Annotated in this window: 18 protein-coding genes; 8 read left to right on the top strand and 10 right to left on the bottom strand. The window is 60.5% G+C overall.

What is annotated here, in order from left to right; translation table 11 throughout:
* Positions 1–62: 62 nt before the first annotated feature.
* The 6 genes from BUE09_RS05280 to hppD form a co-directional block, all read right to left on the bottom strand.
* Positions 63–422, bottom strand: coding sequence for a copper-binding protein (locus tag BUE09_RS05280; RefSeq protein WP_073299661.1), 360 nt, complete (start codon positions 420–422; stop codon positions 63–65).
* Entirely contained in the window at positions 419–3583 is a 3165-nt protein-coding gene (locus BUE09_RS05275; protein ID WP_073299660.1) for an efflux RND transporter permease subunit, read from the bottom strand. The genes BUE09_RS05280 and BUE09_RS05275 overlap by 4 nt, the downstream gene beginning before the upstream one ends.
* Positions 3580–5025 (bottom strand): efflux RND transporter periplasmic adaptor subunit, encoded by a 1446-nt coding sequence (locus tag BUE09_RS05270; RefSeq protein ID WP_073299659.1) that lies wholly within the window; start codon positions 5023–5025, stop codon positions 3580–3582. The genes BUE09_RS05275 and BUE09_RS05270 overlap by 4 nt, the downstream gene beginning before the upstream one ends.
* Positions 5022–6275, bottom strand: a complete 1254-nt coding sequence (locus tag BUE09_RS05265) for a TolC family protein (protein ID WP_073299658.1) — start codon at positions 6273–6275, stop codon at positions 5022–5024. The genes BUE09_RS05270 and BUE09_RS05265 overlap by 4 nt, the downstream gene beginning before the upstream one ends.
* Positions 6276–6370: 95 nt before the next feature.
* Positions 6371–6727: a hypothetical protein gene (locus BUE09_RS05260; protein ID WP_073299657.1), complete on the bottom strand. Its 357-nt coding sequence runs from the start codon at positions 6725–6727 to the stop codon at positions 6371–6373.
* 175 nt (positions 6728–6902) lie between these two features.
* A complete protein-coding gene (gene hppD / locus BUE09_RS05255; RefSeq protein ID WP_073299656.1) occupies positions 6903–7982 on the bottom strand; it encodes a 4-hydroxyphenylpyruvate dioxygenase in 1080 nt (359 codons plus the stop codon).
* A 645-nt stretch (positions 7983–8627) separates the two neighbouring features.
* On the opposite strand from hppD, the gene BUE09_RS05250 reads away from it, so the two are divergent.
* Complete coding sequence (locus tag BUE09_RS05250; RefSeq protein ID WP_073299655.1) at positions 8628–8996, top strand: YgaP-like transmembrane domain; 369 nt, start codon at positions 8628–8630, stop codon at positions 8994–8996.
* Positions 8997–9213: 217 nt separating this feature from the next.
* Complete coding sequence (locus BUE09_RS05245; protein WP_073299654.1) at positions 9214–9426, top strand: hypothetical protein; 213 nt, start codon at positions 9214–9216, stop codon at positions 9424–9426.
* Positions 9427–9635: 209 nt separating this feature from the next.
* Here the strand turns inward: BUE09_RS05245 and BUE09_RS05235 are convergent, their stop codons facing one another.
* The gene (locus BUE09_RS05235) at positions 9636–10796 is read right to left on the bottom strand and encodes an NAD(P)-dependent oxidoreductase (protein WP_073299652.1); all 1161 of its coding nucleotides are present in this window, start codon (positions 10794–10796) and stop codon (positions 9636–9638) included.
* 122 nt (positions 10797–10918) lie between these two features.
* Complete coding sequence (rfbD, locus tag BUE09_RS05230) at positions 10919–12964, bottom strand: dTDP-4-dehydrorhamnose reductase (RefSeq protein WP_073299651.1); 2046 nt, start codon at positions 12962–12964, stop codon at positions 10919–10921.
* 390 nt (positions 12965–13354) lie between these two features.
* Between rfbD and BUE09_RS05225 the strand changes: the two genes are divergently transcribed.
* The 4 genes from BUE09_RS05225 (at position 13355) to BUE09_RS05210 (ending at position 16756) form a co-directional block, all read left to right on the top strand.
* A complete protein-coding gene (locus BUE09_RS05225; RefSeq protein WP_073299650.1) occupies positions 13355–13717 on the top strand; it encodes a hypothetical protein in 363 nt (120 codons plus the stop codon).
* A gap of 75 nt (positions 13718–13792) precedes the next feature.
* Positions 13793–14113, top strand: a complete 321-nt coding sequence (locus tag BUE09_RS05220; RefSeq protein WP_073299649.1) for a hypothetical protein — start codon at positions 13793–13795, stop codon at positions 14111–14113.
* A 155-nt stretch (positions 14114–14268) separates the two neighbouring features.
* Positions 14269–15450: a hypothetical protein gene (locus BUE09_RS05215; RefSeq protein WP_073299648.1), complete on the top strand. Its 1182-nt coding sequence runs from the start codon at positions 14269–14271 to the stop codon at positions 15448–15450.
* Between the two features lie 271 nt (positions 15451–15721).
* The gene (locus BUE09_RS05210) at positions 15722–16756 is read left to right on the top strand and encodes an NADP-dependent oxidoreductase (protein ID WP_073299647.1); all 1035 of its coding nucleotides are present in this window, start codon (positions 15722–15724) and stop codon (positions 16754–16756) included.
* Positions 16757–16973: 217 nt separating this feature from the next.
* Here BUE09_RS05210 and BUE09_RS05205 read toward each other — a convergent pair whose 3' ends face one another.
* The gene (locus BUE09_RS05205; protein WP_073299646.1) at positions 16974–18320 is read right to left on the bottom strand and encodes an esterase-like activity of phytase family protein; all 1347 of its coding nucleotides are present in this window, start codon (positions 18318–18320) and stop codon (positions 16974–16976) included.
* A 172-nt stretch (positions 18321–18492) separates the two neighbouring features.
* A complete protein-coding gene (locus BUE09_RS05200; RefSeq protein ID WP_073300271.1) occupies positions 18493–19317 on the bottom strand; it encodes an aldo/keto reductase in 825 nt (274 codons plus the stop codon).
* Between the two features lie 607 nt (positions 19318–19924).
* Here BUE09_RS05200 and nirB point away from each other — a divergent pair.
* Positions 19925–22498, top strand: a complete 2574-nt coding sequence (gene nirB, locus BUE09_RS05195; protein ID WP_073299645.1) for a nitrite reductase large subunit NirB — start codon at positions 19925–19927, stop codon at positions 22496–22498.
* A complete protein-coding gene (nirD, locus tag BUE09_RS05190) occupies positions 22498–22875 on the top strand; it encodes a nitrite reductase small subunit NirD (protein WP_073299644.1) in 378 nt (125 codons plus the stop codon). The genes nirB and nirD overlap by 1 nt, the downstream gene beginning before the upstream one ends.
* Positions 22876–22877 lie beyond the last annotated feature (2 nt).

The raw sequence follows: 22877 nt of genomic DNA, 5'->3' as shown, positions 1-22877 counted from the left end.
GATCTTCGAAGCCAAGGCACCGCGCACTGCATCCACGGTGCCGAGGGGTATGACCCAGCCTGTTACTGTTTGTCGATTCGAGTGACGACGGCGTTCATCCCTTTCGAAACAAAGTCGAACTCAACCTGGTCACCCTGCTGCAAGGTCCGGAGTTGATGCGGCGTTGCCTTGAAACCCATGGTCATGGATGGCCAGCCGAGTGCTTCGACCGGTCCGTGAGCGATGATGACCGAGCCCTTTTCCAGGTTCACCTTCTTGACCGTACCGGTGGCGGTAGCGGCCTGTCCTCCGGCCACCTGCTGGTCCGTTTGCATGTTCATGCCTTTGTGATCCATCGGCATGCCGTTCATGGGCTGCTTGTCGGCGGCATTGGCAACAGGTACCAGGAAGAATGTCGCAAGACAGATGTGCTTGATGTTCATGAGTGTGCTCCTGCGGAGTTGATGGTCTGGTGTGGGATGGTCGGCAATTGACGGCGGCGCATCAGCAAGTACGCCGCCGGCAGCACGAACAGGGAAAGCAAGGGCGCGGTAATCATCCCGCCGACCATGGGCGCGGCGATGCGGCTCATGATTTCGCTGCCGGTTCCGCCCCCCAAAAGGATGGGCAACAGACCGGCGATGATGACTGCCACTGTCATTGCCTTGGGGCGCACGCGCTGTACGGCGCCCTCACGAATCGCGTCGAGCAGGTCGGCTTCATCTCGCGCACCGGCGTTGAGGCGGTCTCGCCAGGCGTTCGTCAGGTACAGCAACATGATGACGCCGAACTCAGCGGAAACCCCGGCGAGCGCGATGAAGCCAATACCGGTCGCGACGGAGAGGTTGTAGCCCAGTAGATATAGAAACCAGACACCTCCGGTCAGGGCGAATGGTAGCGTGGCCATGATCAACAGCGCCTCGCCGAAGCGGGAAAACGTGAGATAGAGCAGAACGAAGATGATCAGCAAGGTCGCCGGCACCACCATTTTCAACTTGGCGTTGGCGCGCTCCATGAACTCGAATTGACCGGAATAGCTGATGCTCATGCCGGACTCGAGCTGAACACTTTCGCTGACCCTTTGCCTCAGATCGCTCACCACAGCAGCCATGTCACGACCACGAACGTCGACGTAGACCCAACCCGACAGCCTGGCGTTTTCGCTTTTGAGCATCGGTGGGCCGTCGGTCACCTTGACCTCGGCGACCGTGCCCAGGGTGATCTGGCTGCCCTGCGGCGTGTAGATAGGCAGGTCGCGCAGATCGGTCAGCGAGTCGCGCCACTCTCGACCGTAGCGAAGGTTGATCGGATAGCGCGCAAGCCCTTCGACAGTCTCGCCGATGGTCTGGCCGCCGATAGCACCGGCCACGATCGATTGCACATCCGCGATGTTCAAGCCGTAACGTGCCGCCGCGACACGGTCGATATCCACATCGATATAGCGCCCGCCGGTCAGTCGCTCGGCCAACGCCGAGCTGACACCGGGCACGGTTTTGGCGATTTTCTCGATGGCCAAGGTGGCGTTATCGATCTGTGCCAACTCGGTGCCATACACCTTCACCCCGATCGGGCTCTTGATACCAGTCGCCAGCATGTCGATACGGTTGCGGATCGGCGGGATCCACAGGTTGGCCAACCCAGGCACTTGCACCGTTCGGTCCAGTTCCTCCACCAGTTTTCCCGGCGTCATGCCTGCGCGCCACTGATCCTTCGGTTTGAACTGGATGGTCGTCTCGAACATTTCCAGCGGCGCGGGATCGGTTGCGGTGTCGGCTCGCCCAGCCTTGCCAAATACGCGAGCGACCTCGGGAACCGTTTTGATCAGCCGGTCGGTCTGCTGTAACAGCTCGGACGCCTTTTGCGCCGAGAGGCCCGGCAGTGCAGTGGGCATATAGAGCAGGTCACCTTCGTCCAACGGCGGCAAGAACTCACCACCGAGGCGACTGGCAGGCCACAAGCCCGTCAGAAAGACCAGAACCGCCACCAGCAACGTTGTCTTGGGCCAACGCAGCACCGCGTCCAAAGCCGGCTTATAGGCCCAGATCAACCCGCGGTTGAGCGGGTTGCGGTGTTCATCCGGGATTCGGCCCCGTATCCAGTACCCCATGAGCACCGGAACCAGCGTGACGGATAACCCGGCAGCGGCCGCCATTGCGTAGGTTTTGGTGAAGGCCAGCGGACCGAACAGCCGACCTTCCTGCGCCTCAAGGGTGAACACTGGAATGAACGACAGCGTAATGATCAGGAGGCTGAAGAACAGGGCCGGTCCGACCTCGACGGCCGCCTCGGTGATGACCTTCCAGTGCTCCTGGCCTTTAAGGGTGGAATCTGGGTAACGCTTGTGCCACGCCTCGATGTGCTTGTGAGCGTTTTCGATCATGACGATGGCTGCGTCGACCATCGCTCCGATGGCAATGGCGATGCCGCCCAGGGACATGATGTTGGCGTTGATACCCTGCCGCTGCATGATCACGAACGCGATCAGGATGCCGATTGGCAACGAAACGATTGCCACCAGAGACGAGCGCAAATGCCAAAGGAACAGCGCGCAAACCAGTGCAACGACGATGAACTCCTCGATGAGCTTGTGGGTGAGGTTTTCAACAGCGCTGTCGATCAGTTTGCTGCGGTCGTAGGTCGTGACGATTTCAACACCCGGAGGCAAGCTCGCTTTGAGTTCGTCGAGCTTGGTCTGGACCGCGGCGATGGTTTCCCGCGCGTTTTTGCCGCTGCGCAGAATGACCACTCCACCGACCACTTCCCCCTCGCCATCAAGCTCGGCAATGCCGCGGCGCATCTCTGGGCCGAGCTGAACGTGCGCAACGTCTCCGAGTGTCACGGGCACGCCACCATCGAGACGCAGCGGAATGGCTCGAAAATCGCTCAACGTCTGCAAATAGCCGGTCGCACGAACCATGAACTCGGTTTCTGCCAGCTCCAGAACACTCCCGCCGGTTTCACGGTTCGCCTCGTCGATGGCCGTTGCGATTTGCTGCTGTGTCACGCCCCGGCTGGCCATGCGTACCGGGTCGAGTACCACCTGGTACTGCTTGACCATCCCGCCGATGGATGCGACTTCGGCCACGTTGGGCAGTGTCTTGAGCTCATAGCGCAGGAACCAGTCCTGCAGAGAGCGCAGCTGTGAGAGGTCATGCCTGCCCGTGCGGTCCACCAGCACATATTGGTAGATCCAGCCGACACCCGTGGCATCTGGGCCTAAGGCGGGCTTGGCCGCGGCAGGCAGCCGGCTTTGTACCTGACTCAGGTATTCCAATACCCGCGAGCGGGCCCAGTAGAGGTCCGTGCCGTCCTCGAACAGGACGTAGACGTAGCTGTCTCCGAAGAACGAGTAGCCGCGCACCGTCTTCGCGCCTGGCACCGACAACATCGTTGTGGTCAATGGATAGGTGACCTGGTTTTCGACGATCTGAGGTGCCTGGCCCGGGTATGGGGTGCGGATGATGACCTGGACATCGGAAAGGTCTGGCAAGGCATCGATCGCTGTGTTCTTGACTGACCAGACGCCCCAGGCCACCGCGAAAACAGTGGCCAGCAGGACCAGAAATCGGTTGGCAACTGACCAGCGGATCATGGCTGCGATCATGGCTGGCCCCCGAGCTTCACGATGCGCTCGATGAGCAGGCCCTCGTCGGTTTCACGCACGCCAACGCGGACACGGTCGCCCGACTGCAAGCCGGAGGTAAGCGATGGATCGGCAACCGGAAAGGCCATGGTCATCCCGGGCATATTCAAGGTCTTGAACGGTCCATGCGACAGGCCAACCATGCCGTCTTCCAGCCCCACAATCGTGCCTTCAGCCTCATGCAAAGCGGATTCGAAGGAGGACTTCGGCTGTTCCAGGCTTTGCGCGATCAGTCCGCGCAGACTCGCCTCGGAATCAAGCAGGAACTGGCCGGACGCAACGACCTTCTGGCCGGCTTCGAGCCCTTCAAGTATTTCGGTTCTGTCATCGAATTCCCGACCGATACGCACCTCGACGGGACGGTAACGGCCTTCATCCTCCGCCAGCATGACCAATGCGCGCCGGCCAGTGCGAATGACCGCCTCGGTCGGTATGACCAGCGCCTGCTCGACGTCGCGATTCAAGGTCACCTGCGCCGTCATGCCGGGGCGTAGTCGCTGTTGTGGGTTGGGTAACTCAATCCGAACCCGCACGGTGCGGCTGTCCAGGTTGGCCTGTGGCAGTACGGCCTGGATCGTCCCGTTCAGCTGTTCGCCGGCAAAGGCTGGCAAGCGCGCTGTCACCGCTTGGCCCGGCGCCAGATGACTGACCTGCGCCTCGGGTACTGCGACCTCTAGCCAAACCCTGCTCAGCCCATTTACACGCGCAAGGGATGCACCGGCAGATACGGTCATGCCCTCGCGAACATCGAGGCTGCTCAACACACCGCTGATCGGGCTGGTTACAGTCCAGACCGGGCGAGCTGTACCGCTTCGTTGGAGCTGGGCGATGACATCCGCCGGCATACCGGCGAGGCGTAAACGCTGCCGGGCCGCTGCCAGCAGCTGGGGTTCGCCGACATCTCTGAGTGCGAGATACTCCTCCTGCGCCGCCGCCCACTCCGGGATAAGCAGGTCGGCCAACGGCGAGCCTTTCTCGATAACATCCTCAGGCGCACGATCGTAAACGCGTTCGACGAAGCCACCCGCACGCGCCTGCACAATCGCTACATCGCGTTCGTCAAACGTCAGCGCACCGGTGGCGCCAAGCGACTGACTGATTGACTCACGCACAGCCGTCGCCAGACGAATGCCAAGATTCTGCGTGACGCTCGGGTCGATCTTCATCGATGCCCCGTCGCTGCCTTCATCGGCATAACGCGGGACGAGCTCCATGTCCATGAAGGGTGACTTACCCGGTTTGTCGAATTTCTGCTGCGGGACCATCGGGTCGTACCAATAGAGCACTGCCCTGCCCTCATCATCAGCTGCTTGTGCCAAGGCTGTAGTTGGCATCACGGCTGCCGCAGTCGCACCGATCATCACACTGAGTACGAGCGCCAGCTGTTGTATGTGGAAGCTCATGGTTGGGTATCTCCAAAGGCGAAATGCAGGCGGGCGTTGCTCAGCGCAAGGTCACGAGACGTGTCGATGCGGCGCAGGCGGGTTTCGACGAGCTGGCGCCGCGCATCGATTACGGCGATCAATTCACCTTTGCCGGCGCGATAGTCGGCCATGGCAAGCTGAACCTTCTGTTCAGCAAGCGGCAGCAAGCTTTCTTCGAGGCGATCCACTGCCCGCGTCAAGCGCCGGTATTCGGCCAGGTCGGCGGTCAGCTCCCGGTCATGCATGCGTAGCGTCGCTTGGCGCTGAGCTTCGACCTGTGCGAGCCGAGCCCGCTCGGCTGCGATCTTGGGGTCTTGTCGCGAACCAGTGAATATCGGCAGGTCGAAGCTGACACTGAGATTGACCATGTCGCCGTATTCCCGGCCACGACGCAGGTAATCGACCCCCCAACTCCAGTCTGGCGTCTTCTCGGCGATAGCCTGGCGAATCTTCGCCTCCGCCTCGCGCACCATCGGATCGAATGCGAGCAGCGCCGGGTGCTGGTCGATGGCGTTCTGATGATGATCAGCCTCGGCAGGCCACCGCGGCCAGGTGCCGGTCAGCGGCTGGCTTGCAGACCCGCCTATCCAGCGGCGCAGATCGGCCCGTGCGACGGCCTGATTGCTCAGCAATTCATCTTCCTGCTCGGCAAGCAAGGCGGCTTCCTGTTTCGGCAGCACACCTTCTGCGGTTTGGCCGCGACCGCCTGCTATACGTGCGTGAACTGCTTGAGAAAACAGCTTGTTTTCCGTGTAGAGCTGCTTGAACAGACTCAGCTTCTGCTCCACCGCGAAGCTGGCGATCCATGCCTCTGCGGTGGCTTGACGAACGCTGAGACGCTCCATTGTTTGCTGAACGTCTGCGAGCGCAACGCTTGCCCGCGCGGCTTCGATCCGGGCCTGCCGCTTCGCGCGATTCGGTACTTCCTGCATGACCCCAACCATTTGCATGGTCATGGCCTCTTCATCAAGCTGCCAGCGTGCGTCGCCTTCGATAGGAACGCTTTGCAGACCAAGCTTGAGTTTGGGGTCGGGCAGCTCGCCTGCCGGTATCGCAGCGCTACGAGCGGCTTGGAGATTGGCAACTTGTGCAGCTAACGAAGGCGCCTGATGCTCGGCCAGGCTCAGAGCCTCTTCCAGGGTCAACGCTGAAACGAGCCCGGGAAAAAAGAACACGCCGATGGTCAAGGCGGCCACATGGCGAGGCGCCCAACGGATAAGGGGTTTCATTTAAAAAGATTCCTGATCTTCCATGCGGGCCAAAGGGCACGCGAGAGCCGGCCCGAATGCTCACATTCGGACGGGTGTCTAGATTTCGATCGGAATCAGGCGCGGGGTGGGTGCCAGACGGCATCCAAAACGCGGGCGGGAAGTAGGCCGTTATAGGGTGTAATCACCGGCTTGGCTGCCGGGATCACCTGCGCCTTCACAGCGACGATCTGGAGAAGGCTGACGGTTTTGCATTCTTGTCCGGGCTTGCAGAGGGCCGTCTTGGCTTGATTGCGCCCGGTATGGCAATCGCCCTCGGTACCGTCCATGTCATCCATGCCGTCCATATGCTCCATATCGGCCATCGCGTGATGCACCGAGGATCCTGCCGGCATGAGCAGTTGCGCCATCCCGTTGATCGGAAGCGCAAGTACAAGCAGCAGGATAAGGAAGGAGCGTAGGTTGGCGGTCATGCGCGTGAGCGTAAGCGACTAGACGCAACCTATCAATCGTTTCGGTAGCGAAGAGAACTCAACCTGACCGAAGCGACACCAATCCAGGTGCCCACTCGGGTATTGCTGAAGGGTCTGAAAGCAACCAGATCGATCGAATGAAACGGCAACCGGGGGCCGGTTGCCGTTTCGGTGGTTACTCGGTAGTGCTCAGCACGCCGCGCTGGATCTGGTCGCGCTCGATGGATTCGAACAATGCCTTGAAGTTGCCTTCGCCGAAGCCGCTGTCACCCTTGCGCTGGATGAACTCGAAGAACACCGGACCCAGCACCGTGCCGGAGAAGATCTGCAGCAGCAGGCGCTGCTCGCCATTCTCCTCGGCACCGTCTAGCAGGATGCCGCGAGACTTGAGCTCTTCCACCGGCTCGCCGTGGTTGGGCAGCCGCTCTTCGAGCATCTGATAATAGGTTTCCGGCGGTGCGGTCATGAACACCGTACCGCTGGCCTTTAGCTTGTCCCAGGTCTCGATCAGGTTGTCGGTGAGGAAGGCGACGTGCTGGATACCCTCACCGTTGAACTGCATGAGGAATTCCTCGATCTGCCCGGCGCCCTTCGACGACTCCTCGTTGAGGGGGATGCGGATCATGCCGTCCGGCGCGGTCATGGCCTTGGACGTCAGACCGGTGTATTCGCCCTTGATGTCGAAGTAACGAATCTCACGGAAGTTGAACAGCTTCTCGTAGAAATCCGCCCAATAGGCCATACGGCCGCGGTAGACGTTGTGGGTCAGGTGATCGATGAGTTTCAGGCCCGCGCCGGCCGGATGCCGGTCCACCCCCTCCAGGAAGACGAAATCAATGTCATAGATCGAGCTGCCTTCACCGAAACGGTCGATCAGATACAACGGCGCGCCACCGATACCCTTGATTGCCGGCAGGCGCAGCTCCATTGGCCCAGTCGGCAGTTCGATGGCCTGAGCACCCAGTTCCAGAGCGCGGTTATAGGCCTTCTGCGCGTCCTTTACACGAAACGCCATGCCGCACACGGACGGCCCGTGCTCGGCGGCGAAATAAGCTGGAAGCCCTTTTGGCTCGCGATTGACGATGGCGTTGATCTCGCCCTGGCGGTACAGCGCCACGTCTTTGGAGCGGTGGTTTGCGACGTGACTAAAGCCCATGCTTTCCAGCACCGGCTCAATGACGTTCGGGGTGGGCGAGGCAAATTCTATGAATTCGAAGCCCATGAGGCCCATTGGGTTTTCAAACAGATCGGCCATGACTGGCTCCTTGGAATAACGGTACGTTTTTAAGAGGTTGACGTTCTGCGAAGGTCAGCTCGGCGGCGCACAGGAAATCCCACGGACGCTGCGACCCAGATGGTCGCCCAGTGTCAATCGAAAGCCCAAAGTCTTCATTTCAACGGCTCAGCCAGGCGTCAGGTCTGACTGCCAACCTGCCCTGCGCGCTGTGCTTTGGCTGGGTTGGCAAACGCGCATCGCCGCCACGCAACAGGCCAACCGGAGTGACCAGGCTCACCGAGCGGACGGATACCTGGACGGTACGGGGACGAGCGGACGCGGTGAACCGGAAGAAAACTGATGAATCCATATTCGTTGCCATGGCTGCATACAAGGCACGCCGCATTTGCACAGCGCTCTATTATTTTTTTGCGTAATTCAATTACGTTTAGCGAAATCTGCGGGACCCATGCCGAACTGTCAAGCCTTGCCGCATGCCGCTCATCTTTCGTCCCGAACGAATACCGCTGCGGCGCTGCCCAAGCTATACCAACGAAACGAGCCAAAACTGCATCGTCTGCGGGCACGCCAGACGGGTGTGGCCCTTCGCCCGACAACACCCACTGTGCCTCGTTTTCGCCTCAAACGAGGCACAGGTTCTACGGCTGAACATAAGGAACGACCATGAATCGACTTTTTGACAAGAATGCTCCTCAAAACGTGCACGGCTGGGAACGCGGCGCCTCAGTGGCCGGCGGACTGGTGATGCTGGGTCGAGGGCTGCGACGCGGTGGCCTCAGCGGTCTGTTGCAGCTCGCGATGGGTGGCATGGCCTTGGCTCGTGGCATCAGCGGCCGTTGTGAGGCCAAGCGAATCTTGACCGCAACCGAGCAGGCGCCACATCAGGCCCGAGCCGATAAGCAGCGCTACAGCCACATGCCATTGGATTCGGAAGTGCACAGCCCCGACTTCGACGAGCCAGAAATGGCCTTCCCTGACACCACACCGATGGGCCACGAAACGCATCCGGGCGAGCGTCGCGGCACGTCGTAAATGATGAGGAGCCCGGACACGTAGTCATCAATTCCCGCAGTGCGCAGTGCGATTGGAGAACCGCTTGGCCGGGTGCCGTATAGCTTTGTAATAGCAGTACGGAACAGCCGTACGACGGGCGGATCGAGACCTCGCCGAACGGTGATTGCCGGCGTTCTGACGCCATGCTATCTATGCGACGTATTTTTGTCACAGACCGTGACATTAGGAGACGTTCATGGATTTCATCAAGGCAGATAGCGAGAACTCGGGTCGTTGGGGAGTCGTTTACTCATACGGCAGCGTGCTGGCAGTTTTTGACAACGAGCAGGACGCCCAACTAGAGGCTATCGGCTTCGGCGGTGTCGTGGTGCGCCTGGCTTGCAGCCTTTGGAAGGGCCTTAACATGACCGTTGATAGCACTGCTGAGGACCAGCCTCAGCTCGTGTAAAAGGAAGTCAAATCAAGCCAGGAGGGTGAAGAAGGCAGCTCCGTCGCACGCCAAGCCTTCTTCTGCCGAGGAGCCGGACGCTGCGATCGGCAGCGTCGCTCCTGCAGAATTAGTTTCATGGTGATACGGGACGAGACCGGTCCCGGTCCGCTGAAACTCCACGAAACTGTACCCGTCTGCCCAGACCTCGGGCTCATCGCCGGCTCTCATTACAGAGCCTGGCGCAACGTAGTTGGCTGAGTATCTGTTGCGATCCGCTGCCGCACTGTTTGCTGTTGCTGGGTGAGGATGTCCAGCACGCGACTTGGCTGCACCTCGATGTCGTCGAAGGTGATGAGCTGCCCCGGCTCGACTGGTCGCTTGAGAACCGTGTTGCGCAACAGCCCAATGGGCACATGGTCGAGCTCCTCGGCGAGCTTCACCGCTTCGCCACGAACGTCGAAGCCACCTATGCCACGAGCGATGATCTCCCCAGCTCTCATTTCACGTTTGGCTATCGCTGCAACGCCCAAGGTGGGCGAGACAGAATTGTTCAGCAGCACACCGCCACCAGCCAATACCCGACGAACTGTTTTGCCGACTTCAAGCGAGCAGAGGTGAAACGGTCGCGTCAGTACGTAATAAGGGCCGGGGCCGAGCTTGAAGTACTCAATTGCCTGCGCCTGCATTTCATCATGCCGACACACCAGAAACACGCCACCTGCTGGATAGCCGCTGGGCAGAACGTAGTCGACGATCGGCTGACCGACGCCGTCCGCGATCAGCCCAAGAACCTGGCCACTGACGTTGAGATCGGTTGACGCCAGCCCTTCCAGGCCGCGCCTGGTGATGGTTGCGCCAAATCCATTGCCGACTACAACCTGCTCGATCTGCACCTTGGTGCCATCGGTGAATGACGTGGTCTGCTCAAGGCTGATGCCCTGACGCTTGGACCAATAAGTCATGTCCTCCAGGCTGGGATTATGGTTCAGGTAGCCTTTCATGTTGCCGTACACGAGCGGTTTGAAGCCCATCTGTAGCGCTTCTTCGTGCAGTGCGGCCAGAGACCCAGGCTGATCGCCTTCGGCTTCAGTCAGCAAGCCTTTGCCGGCCAAGTGAGACCCGGTGGTTACTTGCAGTTCGGCATTTATGGTCACCACCGGTAGGCCGGCTTCGAAAGCACGCTCGATCACTTCCGTACCGAAGAACACGTCACCGGTGCATTCGACGATGATGTCCGAATGCTCGAGCAGATCATCGATCGAGTTCGTCAGCGCGTCCCTGAGCGGAAAGTCGCCGAGCGTATCGATTCGTCTGCGGGTCAGAACACGGCTGATCGTCATGTCCTTGTAGTGCTGCATGATCAGGCGAACGAAACAGTGCGAGATCATCCCTGTACCCGACACCCCTACCCTTTTGATCGTTGCGTCCTTCATTGCGAAATCCCTTTAATAGCTCTGGCCTTCCGACCGTAACATTTAGATAAAGCTGGCGACTCGGCCATCCGGTCTAATCAGTTCTGGTTTACCGCCTGATTGGTCGATAACCGCGCCGGCTCGCCAATGCTGAATGGGTAGGCCTTGAAGGGAATTCTGCTCGGCGCCGGCCCGCATGGCTCGGCTGGCAGATCACCCATACGGCGAATGACATTGCGTAGCTCTTCCCGCCAATGTTTCGGGCGAATGCCGAACGTGGCTTCGATAAGTGAGCAATCGAGTACCGACCAGGCCGGTCTCATGGCGGCACGAGGCAGTCGGTCACTGGTGACCGGGACCACGCGAGGGGCTTGTTCGATGAGCCCGGCCAGTTCGGCTTCACGGAAAATTTCCGTGGCGAACTCTGCCCAGCTGCAAGGTGATGAACCACTGTAATGGTATAGACCCCACTGCAGATCACCGTTACGGCAATAGCGCAGAGCCAGCTCAACCAACACACGCGCTACGCTGCGTGCCCGAGTTGGGCAGCCGATCTGATCGCTGACGACTGAGACTTCCCCAGTTTTGCCGCAGAGGTTGAGCATTGTCTTTACGAAATTATTACCACGCTCGCCGTATATCCAACTGGTCCGCAGAATGAGGAATCGATCCAGCGTCTGGCTGATGGCTTGCTCGCCTGCCCGGCGCGTGGAGCCGTACACGCTGTTCGGCATCGGCTGATCGGTTTCACGGTACGGCTCGGTGCCGTCGCCGGAGAACACGTATTCGCTGGACAGGTGAAATAACGGGATATCGAAGTGGCGAGCGGCCGCGGCCAGGTTGGCCGCGCCGTCGCGGTTGACCGCTTCAGCCTGCGCCACTTCCGCTTCGGCGTGATCCAGGTTGGTATAGGCCGCAACGTTAATGATCAGCGCGGGGTTATAACGCTCGATCGCCTCGTATATCTGGTCTACGCGAGTGATATCCAGGGCGCGGCGAGATAAACCGATTGCATCCAGCCCGAAGCTCGCGGCCTGGTTGATCAAGCAATAACCAACCTGCCCCTCGGCGCCGCACACCAGAATCCGCATATTGTTTTCAACGGCTCCTGGCGGCGGACTGGCAGATGCATCGGAGCGGATAACGGTTGTCGAGACGACCTCCAACCGCAGATCAGCTGTCTCGCCTGCTCCCTTTGGGAACAGCTCACGTACAGTCACGCCCAGCGCCTCGACCGGCGCATCGGCCGATTCCGGAACCGGCGAAAAACTGAAGCTTTCCAGCAGGCCAGTAAGAATGATGCGTGCCTTAGCGAACTGACCTCTGGCCAGCATCGCAGCGACCAGGCTCAGCCGAGAACCGAACAGGCCCAACACTCGTCGTTTGCGGAAATACTTTCGGGCAACGAACAGCTCATTACGAACCAGATGGCGGTGCAGCGCGATTCGCGCCGGATCGGGCTCACGCAGAATATCGATCGCGCCGCTGACACGTCGCACATGCAGCACCCTGCTGGCAGCCACCAGATAGCCCGGTACGTTCTGGCTGATGCGCAGGGTGAACTCGGTATCATCCCCCCACATAAACATCGGCGCCAACGGCAGGCCATGCTGCGCCAGCGAACTGCGAGGCACCAGAATCGAAACATAGGTCGCCGGGCGCACCGGGATTACGCCAATGTCCAGCAGTGCAGGCCAGTTTTCATAATCGATCGAATTGGTGCGCTCATCGACTCTGGGCACGTTGGTAAGCAGACCATGCTCGGTGCGGGCCATCGAGAGCAGATACGAACTCGGCTGTTTACGCTCGGCCAGGCGCTCGTTGGCCAGTAGCAACTGCTCAAGCGCATCCGGTTCAGGAATCACATCATCGTCCATCATCCAGACGAAGTCCGCGCCCTGTTGGTAAGCAAGCCGAAAGCCAGCGCTGAAGCCACCTGATGCGCCGGTGTTACGCGACAGCACATAGACCTTGAGATTAGGCAGTTCCGATTGCAGCAGCATCTCTTCGGTGCCGTCGTTGCTGGCATTGTCAACGACGATGACTCCTGCACACGGGCGGGTCTGTTCGTCGATCGCATCCAGGCAGCGCTGTAACAATTCCTTGCGTTTGTACGACAGTACCACTGCGTATATCTGATCCATTGATGCGCTCGGTTTCGATTCAACAAGGCGGAAAGTTCAATCCGACAGCGAGCCACCGACCAGATCGTATGAAGCGGCGGAGGTGGCTGCGGAGACGTGATGGGCTTTAGCCATGACGCTCTGCTCTGACCCGGTTAAATGCGCGGGGTTCAGTAAATTGCAACGAAATATTAGTGAGCTCGAAAGCCGCGCCGTTCGTGACGTATGACGCGGAGAGCAGCATGCCGGAGGCGTCGAATGGGCCGTAGAGATGATTGCATCCACGATACTGATTGGCGCCGGCGCCCGCCGTGCTCGGCCTCCGATGAGCCCGCTCGGATACGACACGCGCTGCGAACTCAAGTCCCCAGTCCTGTTCACATATATAGAGAGCCTAAAACGGAGAGCAGAATGAAAAGACCCTTATTAGCATTGGTCGGCCTGGCGTTCGCGATCCCGGCCATTGGGCAAGAGCCTCAGGTCGTCACACGGCTGAACGGCATGGACATCAAGGTGGAAGAACTGGGCGTGCCCTCGGCTTCATCGGATAGCGTCGACCTGAAGGGCGTTCCCGCGATCAAAGTTAACAATCACGGCAATGAAATAGCCTCATGCCAATTCCACTCGCTACCTGAGGAAACCGTGATGACCGCCACGCCAGCTGTCTCGGTGAACCCAAACGAAGAGGTCGTGATGCGCGTCCCGGGCAAATATTCCGCTGGTGGCCCGATCGCCTTGCTTGTATGCAAGCCCGAAGGCGTTCCGAGCCGCTGAATCGAGCAGGCCGTCGGCACAGCCGCGCCAACCAGCTATACCTCAGCTCGTCAGTCTATTAACGAGGAGAACATCATGAACAGATCCATCATGAAGTCGCTGGTTATAGCCACGCTGCTCGCCGCCGCCGCTCAACCGGCATTGGCCCAGTGGCCAGCCGGCACGCCGCGGGAAGATACCGGTTCGCGCCCGAGCCCTATGGGTGTTCCTACGCCCATGGAAAAGCTTGAAACCCACCGCAATGAGCAAGGTCAGATCGTCACCGAGGATGGCCGGGTCGTTAAAGGTATGCCGGAAAACGACAGCGTTCCCAACCGCAACATGCATCGCACTGAGCAGGAAACGGTGACCGATGACCCAGCGCACCGCTCCGCGACGCCCGGCGAGATTGAATAGCAGCGAAGTTCGTCAACCAGCTGGAGCAGTAACGCCGCAAGGCCGAGCGGAGAACCGCTCGACCATCCTGCGCGGGTAATAAGGGTGTGTGCACTTATCCGAATTTGCCCGATCTTTTTGTTACACGTTAACCGCACATTAGGGAACGCAACTGAATGAGCCGCTCGACGCTGGCTGGACGACTAGTGGCTACCGCTTTTCTCGGCCTGTTAGCAGGCTGCACCGGAACCGAACGCCTCGATTCCGCAATGGCAACCATCAATCAGGACTACAGCCGTCTGCAGGACGAAGCCCTATTGCTCAACATCGTTCGTCGTAGCGCCTCGCTACCGGCGCACTTCACGACTGTGACAACCATCCGTGGGCGGAGCCGCTTCTTCGCTGGGGCCAACCTGACGCTGCCGTTCGGAGGCGAGGCACCGTCAGACTTCAGTTTCAATCCCCACATGTCCGTTGAGCAAGGGCCGGGCTTCGATGTGTCGACCCAGGATAACCAGGAGTTCTACCGCGGTTATGTCGCGCCGATCAGCACGACATCGTTGGCATTCATGCTGCGCCAGGATTACCCACCCGAGCTGATCCTTTCCCTGTTTCTCGAAAGTGCGCATATTCAGAGTCCGAACGGAACTGAGCGCTTTTTTAACAACCCGTCCAAGGTGGCCGATTTCAAACACTTCCAGCAGCTGGTCAACCGCCTCGTTGATCAGGGCATCACCATGGAAACGGCCTTTCTCGTGAGCCGCTTCGGTCCGGAGTTGGAACTCAAACAAGCCCCCTCCATTGATCAGCTGATTTCGGCACGCAAAGGGAACCTGTCCGTCAGTACACGTGGCAACAATCGTTATCAGCTCACCGAATCGGTTGAAAGCGCACGGTTCTGCTTCGTCCGCCCTCAGGAGGCGCTGTTCAAACTAGCCCGCTGCAAGCTTGAAAGCCGAAACGAGTTTCAGCTCGGCGACCCGGACTTCTTCGGCAGTGTCGGTGGCGGGCGGGTGTATTTCGAGGCCAAGGGTCTCGGCAAGGTCGAGCTGCGCACCCGCTCACTCGCCGAAGTATTCGACTACCTGGGCGAATGCGTGCGTGAGCAGAAGGCCAAGGGCACCTTATTGACCATCAGAACCCACGCCGGGCCGCAGCCGATCATCCGGGTGAGGCAAGGAATGACGATGAATGCGGTTGTCCGAACCGAGTTCGCGGGCGATGAGTATTGGATCCCTGAGGGACCAGACGGCGGACAATCTGGTGCCGTGCTGTCTATGGTCTCGCAGTTGCTGGCCCAGGCCCAATCCGTCGAGGACATACCCATCAACAACACCATCAATCTGATTGGCCAATAGTCGTTGTGCTTGTTTGGCCGGGTATCGGTCCACTTAAATCTACTGAAACTATTTCCCTGAACAACGCAGCGGACTTGGATGACGACGCCAGGGATGCCGATAAGCCTTGCTCCGCTGATTAGAACGGATGGGGCTGCCCTCTACTCGCTGGCGGCTATGTTTCCGGCTTTAGCATATTCTTCCCCTATTTCTGCAGCGGCCATGCGATGGAACGCTCGACGCCCTCCATGCTCCCATCTTGATATGTCCTGATCGACTCATGGAGACCGCAATGGCTCAACAATCGCAACACAACCGCCGCATCCACCTCGCCTCGCGCCCACACGGTGCGCCCACCGCAGATAACTTTCGGTTGGAAACCGGTCCGGTGCCGAGCCCCAACGACGGGCAGCTGTTGCTGCGTACCGTCTATCTCTCGCTGGACCCCTACATGCGCGGCCGCATGAGTGCCGGTCCGTCCTATGCGCCCCCGATGGAAGTGGGCGATGTGATGGTCGGCGGCACGGTTTGCCGGGTCGTCGAGTCCCGCCATGCCGACTACCAGGAAGGCGACTGGGTACTCAGCGGCAATGGTTGGCAGGATTATGCGCTGTCCGAAGGACAAGGGCTGATCAAGCTCGACCCCGATATGGAGCATCCGTCCCATGCCCTCGGTGTACTGGGTATGCCGGGCTTCACCGCCTACATGGGTTTGCTCGATATCGGCCAACCCAAGGCCGGCGAAACGCTGGTAGTGGCCGCAGCCACCGGCCCCGTTGGCGCGACTGTCGGACAGATCGGTAAGCTCAAAGGCTGCCGGGTTGTCGGTATCGCCGGTGGTTCTGATAAATGTCGGCATGCGGTCGAAACGCTTGGCTTCGACGCCTGTATCGATCATCGCGCCGAAGATTTTGCGCAGCAATTGGCGGACAACTGCCCAGACGGGATCGATGTGTATTTCGAGAACGTCGGCGGCAAAGTATTCGATGCCGTGCTGCCACTCCTCAACACCAGCGCACGGGTGCCGGTCTGTGGCGTCGTCGCGCAGTACAACAGCACCAACCTGCCAGACGGCCCGGACCGTTTGCCATTGCTGCTCGATACCATCCTTAAGAAGCGCATGCGCATGCAGGGCTTCATCATCTTCAACGACTACGGGCACCGCTACGACGAATTCGCCCGTGACATGAGCGCGTGGTACGCCGAAGGCAAAATCAAGTATCGCGAGCAGATCGTTCAGGGTCTTGAAAATGCGCCCGAGGCGTTTATCGGCCTGCTCGAAGGCAGGAATTTCGGGAAACTGGTCGTGCAGGTCGGCGAGGCGTGAAGCCTTACCGGTCGGTCAGAAGCTGAGGACTGCGTCGTTATGGGTGGGCCGAAGCCCTCCCTACAGCCCTCCCTACAGGGTTAGCGCCCACCTGACGGAGCCGCCATCGGTGGGCTGAAGCCCACCCGACAAATGGTGCGCGTAGTGCGCGCACCTGCGGGGACGAGCCATTCCTTTTTCTTTAGATAGCGCTCGGCCCGGCGAGCTTGTGCGCAGTTCAACCCTGCCCCGCTCCTGCCGTTACATCGCAACGACGCGCATCCCTGGCCTGTTGCAGATGCGGCGGGCGCACGCCGGGAATCGGCTTGGCCAAGCGAATCTTCAGGAATTCGGTGACGTCCGCGTTGAGGCCACGCCCTCCTCCATAAGGAAAGTTGTTGTCGTTGGTGACCAGCAAGGTGCGCGCATCCAGCGGCAACACGCTTTCGATGGTCACGTAGGGAAAGGTGAATGACCGCTGGCCGTCGCCGTTCAGGTCGTCGGGGTCGGCCAGTTGCATGAGGTCGACCACTTCGGTTTTATGCACGGCACCGCCACTGGCGACACCACGGATGTCGATCAGGTAGATCTTCTTGAACGGGGTGCCGTTGGTAGCGGTAGCGCCATTGCGCTCGATGACCAGAAAGCGTGTCTCGTCGATCGCGGTCATGTCACCGATGGCGTGCTCCGGCGCCTGCAGGCGATAGAAGAACACCTTGCCGCTATAGCGCTCCTGATCGATGTCGAACTCGTTGATGCGCAGTGTGCCGGCCGGATCGCCGTTGACCGACTTTTCCAACAGCGCGTACAGCCGGTCACCGCGCGGGTTGATCGCCATGCCTTCGAAGCCACCGGACCCACCCAGGTTGGCAGTCGCGCGCCCCGCCACTACATCCGCGTGCTGCGGCGCATAGACACCCGGCAGCGAGATGGCGCTGCGGGTAACGGTGCCGGACGCATCGGTCTTCACCAGGTACGGACCGAACTCATCACCAAACCACATGGCGCAGTTCTTATCGCGGCGCACCGACTCGACGTCCAGGTCGCCGCCCGTCAGCAGGCGACCGAAATCGATGGCACTGTCTACGCGCGGCTTGGAGCCGTCGTTGTAATAGAAGCGGTAGTCGGCCTGAATCGGCAGTTCCAGCTTTTGATTGATGTCGTTGAGCGTCAGGCGCGACGGATGAGTGAAGCGAGCCAGCGGCGCACCGCTGAGATAGTCGCTGGCGCTGACCTTGCCGCTGCCGCCGCTGGCGGTGCGGAAATCCGGCCGCACACTGTAAAGCCGCAACAGCGTATCGGCAGAGTTCGTTTGCCCACCGAAGCCGTTGTCGGTCATGAATATGAAGCTGTTTTCATCTGCGCCCGGCAGCACGGCGGAGAACCCCTGTACCGGCTGGCGGTTTTCATAGGGTGGCGCGAAGGTGCCGTAGGGGTTCGCGTTGGCCATCTGACCCGACGTCGGGCCGTCAGAGAACGTATCGGCAGGCATCATCGCCCAACCCACCAGGGTATTGGTGGCAGCCATGGCGGGGGCAGAGATCGCAGCGGCAAGCGCCACGACCAGCGGCTTCGGGATTCGCATGTTGGGTGTCTCCATCCGTTTGGGGCCTGCGCCGTGCGACATGCGCGGCACTCTGGCACCGGAGAACCACCTTAGAAAGTCACTGTGTCAGGAATATGGCTATAGCTGAATAAGCGCCATTACGCCGGCACCGTTCGGCGAAAAGCACCGTACGGCTAGGCCACAAAGGGCGTCAGGCAACCTCATGCCCTCGCGCCGCCTGGGCGAGATAGAACCAGGTCTGAGTATCAAGCTGCAGCTCGGCGCCCAGCAGCGCTTCCTCGATTCGCTCCCAGCGCAGGCTACCGAGGATCGGCACCGGCTTGCCGGGCAGCTTGCGCAGCCAGGCCAGGGCGACCTGATTGGCTGTGGCGTTCAACGCCGCGCCAACCTCGTCGAGCGCACGCAGCAATTCAGGACCGAAACGTCCACCACCCATCGGCGACCACGCCAGCACATGCACTCCTTCGCTTTCCATGGCGTGCAACCGACCATCCCACGCGGCGTCCTGCGCCTGCAGTGACAGCTCGATCTGATTGCAACGCAGCGGCAGCTCCCGCGCCAGCGTCTGGCAGTGCAGCAACTCCGCATTGGAGACCCCGAGCCAGCCGATCTTGCCGCTGCCGACCAGATCATCCAGCGCCCGCGCGACTTCATCGACCCGCAGTAAGGGATCGGGGCGGTGCAGTAGAAAGCCGTCGAGGCGCTCCACGCCCAACCGCTTCAACGAGCCCTCCACCGCCTGGGTGAGGTAATCCGCTCGGGTGTTGTAGTGCTTGACCTGCCAGCGCGAGCTGTCCTGCGCAGCGGGCACGATATCGGCCTTGCCGATCAGCTGGACCTGCTCGCGCAACGCCGGTTGCAGTTTTAGCGCTGCGCCGAAATGCGCTTCGCAGTCACCGCCACCGTAGATATCGGCGTGGTCGAAACCACTCAGGCCGCGCTCGACGCAGCGCTCCAGAAAGCCCAGCAGCGCCTGTGGCTGCGCCAGTTCGGGGTATTGCATCAGGCGCATCATGCCCAGCAAAAGAGGTTGTTCGACGACCTTGTTCAAGTGATCTCCGCGATTCGTCAGTTGGTAAGGCCAGCAGCAGGATAAGTACGCGGCCACCGGCAAGTCGTGTACTGACCGACTACCGGGGTGCAATGTTCGGCTTCGGGCCAAAACGTCTGCCATATCGCCCCAAATAGGGGAACCGGTCTCTTGCACCGCACCCTTCTGGGTCGGTGCCGCGCCTCAGCAAGCGGAAACGGATGTGAGGGCTGTGGGGATCATTGGTGGGCTGAAGCCCACCCTACGGTAGACGGAGGTTGCGTAGGGTGGGCTTCAGCCCACCAGTTCCTAGAAGCGGTTCCCTGACGCTGCCACCTGCACCCAACACTGGCATGCAACCTGCTAAGTCACCTTCAACACCTGCCGACCGATTCGGCAGAGCTTCCCGCGGTCAACGAAGACCATCAGCCACACATGGCACGGGACGGGTGCAACGGGCAACGTCGCTCGCACATCACCCCCACATTCCATGAATACCAGGCAAAGGCGCCTGGAGCTGCCCGACAGCTCCAGGCGCCTTTTTTGTTTTTGTACGACGACGCCGTAGCGCGGCATCGACGGAGGACCAGGCATGAACGCAATCATCACCCCGATCAAAAGCGAAACATTGATCGTGATCGGCAACGGCATGGTGGGACACCACTGTGTCGAGCAGCTGATCGAGCGCGGTGCGCTGAGCCAGTATCAGTTGCACGTGTACGGCGAAGAGCGCCAGCGTGCCTACGATCGCGTTCACCTGTCCGAGTACTTCGGTGGCCGCGATGCCGATTCCCTGGCCATGTGCGAAGCGGACTATTACGCCGCTCACGGCGTGCACATGCACCTCGGCGTGCAGGTGCTGGAAATCGACCGCGAGCGCAAGGAAGTGGTCACCCGCGAAGGCCGCCAGCCGTACGACAAGCTGATCCTGGCCACCGGTTCCTACCCGTTCGTACCGCCGATTCCAGGCGCCGAAGGCAACTCGCGTCTGGTCTACCGCACCCTGGATGACCTCGACGCCATTCGCGCCGCCGCCAGCAATGCCAAGCGCGGCGTGGTGGTCGGTGGGGGCCTGCTTGGTCTGGAAGCGGCCAACGCACTCAAGTCCCTCGGTCTTGAAGCGCATGTGGTCGAGTTCGCCCCGCGCCTGATGCCCGTTCAGCTGGACGAGGAAGGCGGTAAGGCGCTCAAGGCCCGTATCGAGGCGCTGGGCGTCGGTGTGCACCTGTCCCGCGCCACGCAGGAAATCGTCATCGGTGAGGAATACGCGTACCGGATGAACTTCAACGATGGCGCTGATGGTAGATGTGAGTATCTGGAAACCGACCTGATCGTCTTCTCCGCCGGTATCCGCCCGCAGGATGCACTGGCCCGCAGCGCCGAGCTGGACATCGCCCCGCGCGGGGGCATCGTGATCGATGGCGACTACCGCACCAGTGACCCCTCGATCTACGCCATCGGTGAATGCGCATCCTGGAACGGCATGATTTTCGGCTTGGTCGCGCCCGGCTACACCATGGCACGTAACGTCGCAGCCCTGCTCACCGGCGAGCCGCACCAGCCATTCAGCGGCGCGGACATGTCCACCAAGCTCAAGCTGCTCGGCGTCGACGTCGGCTCCATCGGTGATGCCCACGCCGCCACACCCGGCGCCAAGAGTTATCGCTTCATCGACGAAGCCAACGCCAGCTATCGCCGTCTGGTGCTGTCCGAAGACGGCAAGCGCGTCATCGGTGCGGTGCTGATCGGCGACAACAGTTACTACGACACCCTGCTGCAATACGCGCAGAACGGCATCAAGCTGCCGACCGATCCGTCCTCTCTGATCCTTCCGCTGTCGGATGGCGCACCGACGCTGGGCGCCGACGCGCTACCCGACACCGCCACGATCTGCTCATGCCACAACGTCACCAAAGGCGCGGTGTGCTGTCAGGTCGACGCCGGCATCACCGACCTCGGTGAGTTGAAAGCCGCAACCAAAGCTGGCACCGGCTGCGGCGGCTGCAGCGCGCTGCTCAAGCAGGTCTTCGAGCACGAGCTGACCGCTCGTGGCGTCGAAGTCGACAAAAGCCTATGCGAACACTTTGCTCATACCCGCCAGGAGCTGTACGGCATCGTCCGCGTTGAAGGCATCATCAGTTTCAATGAGCTGCTGGCCAAACACGGCCGCGGCCACACCGGCTGCGACATCTGCAAGCCGGCGGTGGGCTCGATTCTCGCCTCCTGCTGGAACCAGCCGATCACCGATCCAGGCCTGATCCCACTGCAAGACACCAACGACACCTTCATGGCCAACATGCAGAAGAACGGCACCTACTCGGTGGTGCCGCGCATCGCCGGCGGTGAGATCACCCCGGACAAGCTGATCGCCCTCGGCGCTGTCGCCAAGAAATACGACCTTTACACCAAGATCACCGGCGGTCAGCGCATCGACCTGTTCGGCGCGCAGCTGCACGAGCTGCCGGATATCTGGGGTGAGCTGATCGAGGCCGGCTTCGAAACCGGCCATGCCTACGGCAAATCCCTGCGTACGGTGAAATCGTGCGTTGGCAGCACCTGGTGCCGCTACGGCGTGCAGGACAGTGTCGGCATGGCGCTGCGCCTGGAGGATCGCTACAAGGGCCTGCGTTCACCACACAAGATCAAGTTCGGCGTCTCCGGTTGCACCCGCGAATGCGCCGAAGCACAGAGCAAGGACATCGGCGTGATCGCCACCGAGAACGGCTGGAACCTCTATGTGGCAGGCAATGGCGGCATGCGCCCGCGTCACGCCGAGCTGTTCGCCACTGACCTCGATGACGAAACGCTGATCCGCTACATCGACCGCTTCCTGATGTTCTACATCCGCACCGCGGACAAGCTGCAACGCACCTCCGTGTGGCGCGAATCCTTGGACGGCGGCCTCGATTACCTCAAGGAAGTCATCATCGATGACAGCCTGAACCTCGCCGCTGAGCTGGAAGCGCAGATGCAGCTGGTGGTCGACCGCTACGAATGCGAGTGGGCCAACGCCATCAAGGACCCGGAAAAACTCAAGCGCTTCCGCACCTTCGTCAACGACCAGCGCGGCGATCCGGACGTTCACTTCGTCAGGGAACGCGGCCAGCGCCGCCCAGCACATGCACACGAACTTCACCTGATTCCCGTCACCGAGGAGGTGCTCTGATGAGCCAGTCCAACGCCTTACGCATGCAACCGAGTGAAAACGTCAGCTGGCGGGCGCTCTGCAGCCGTCGTGATCTGGTCGCCAATTCAGGCGTGGTCGCCTGGCTCGATGACGAGCAGGTGGCGCTGTTCCACCTGCCCGAAACCGAGACGGGTGAGAAAGTTTTCGCCGTCGCCAACAAGGACCCGAAATCGGGCGCCAATGTCATCGGCCGCGGCATTCTGGGGCAGCTCAAGGGCGATTTGGTAATCGCCTCCCCGCTGTACAAACAGCACTTTCGGCTGCAGGACGGCGCCTGTCTTGAGTATCCCGAGCAGCGCCTGCGCGTTTGGGCGGTGCGGCTCAAAGGCGAGGCGGTAGAAATCGCCGTCGACTGAGT

This window comes from Stutzerimonas xanthomarina DSM 18231 (assembly GCF_900129835.1).
Taxonomy (GTDB): domain Bacteria; phylum Pseudomonadota; class Gammaproteobacteria; order Pseudomonadales; family Pseudomonadaceae; genus Stutzerimonas; species Stutzerimonas xanthomarina.
Note: the sequence above shows the minus strand (reverse complement) of the source record. Positions and strands in the feature narration are given on the sequence as shown.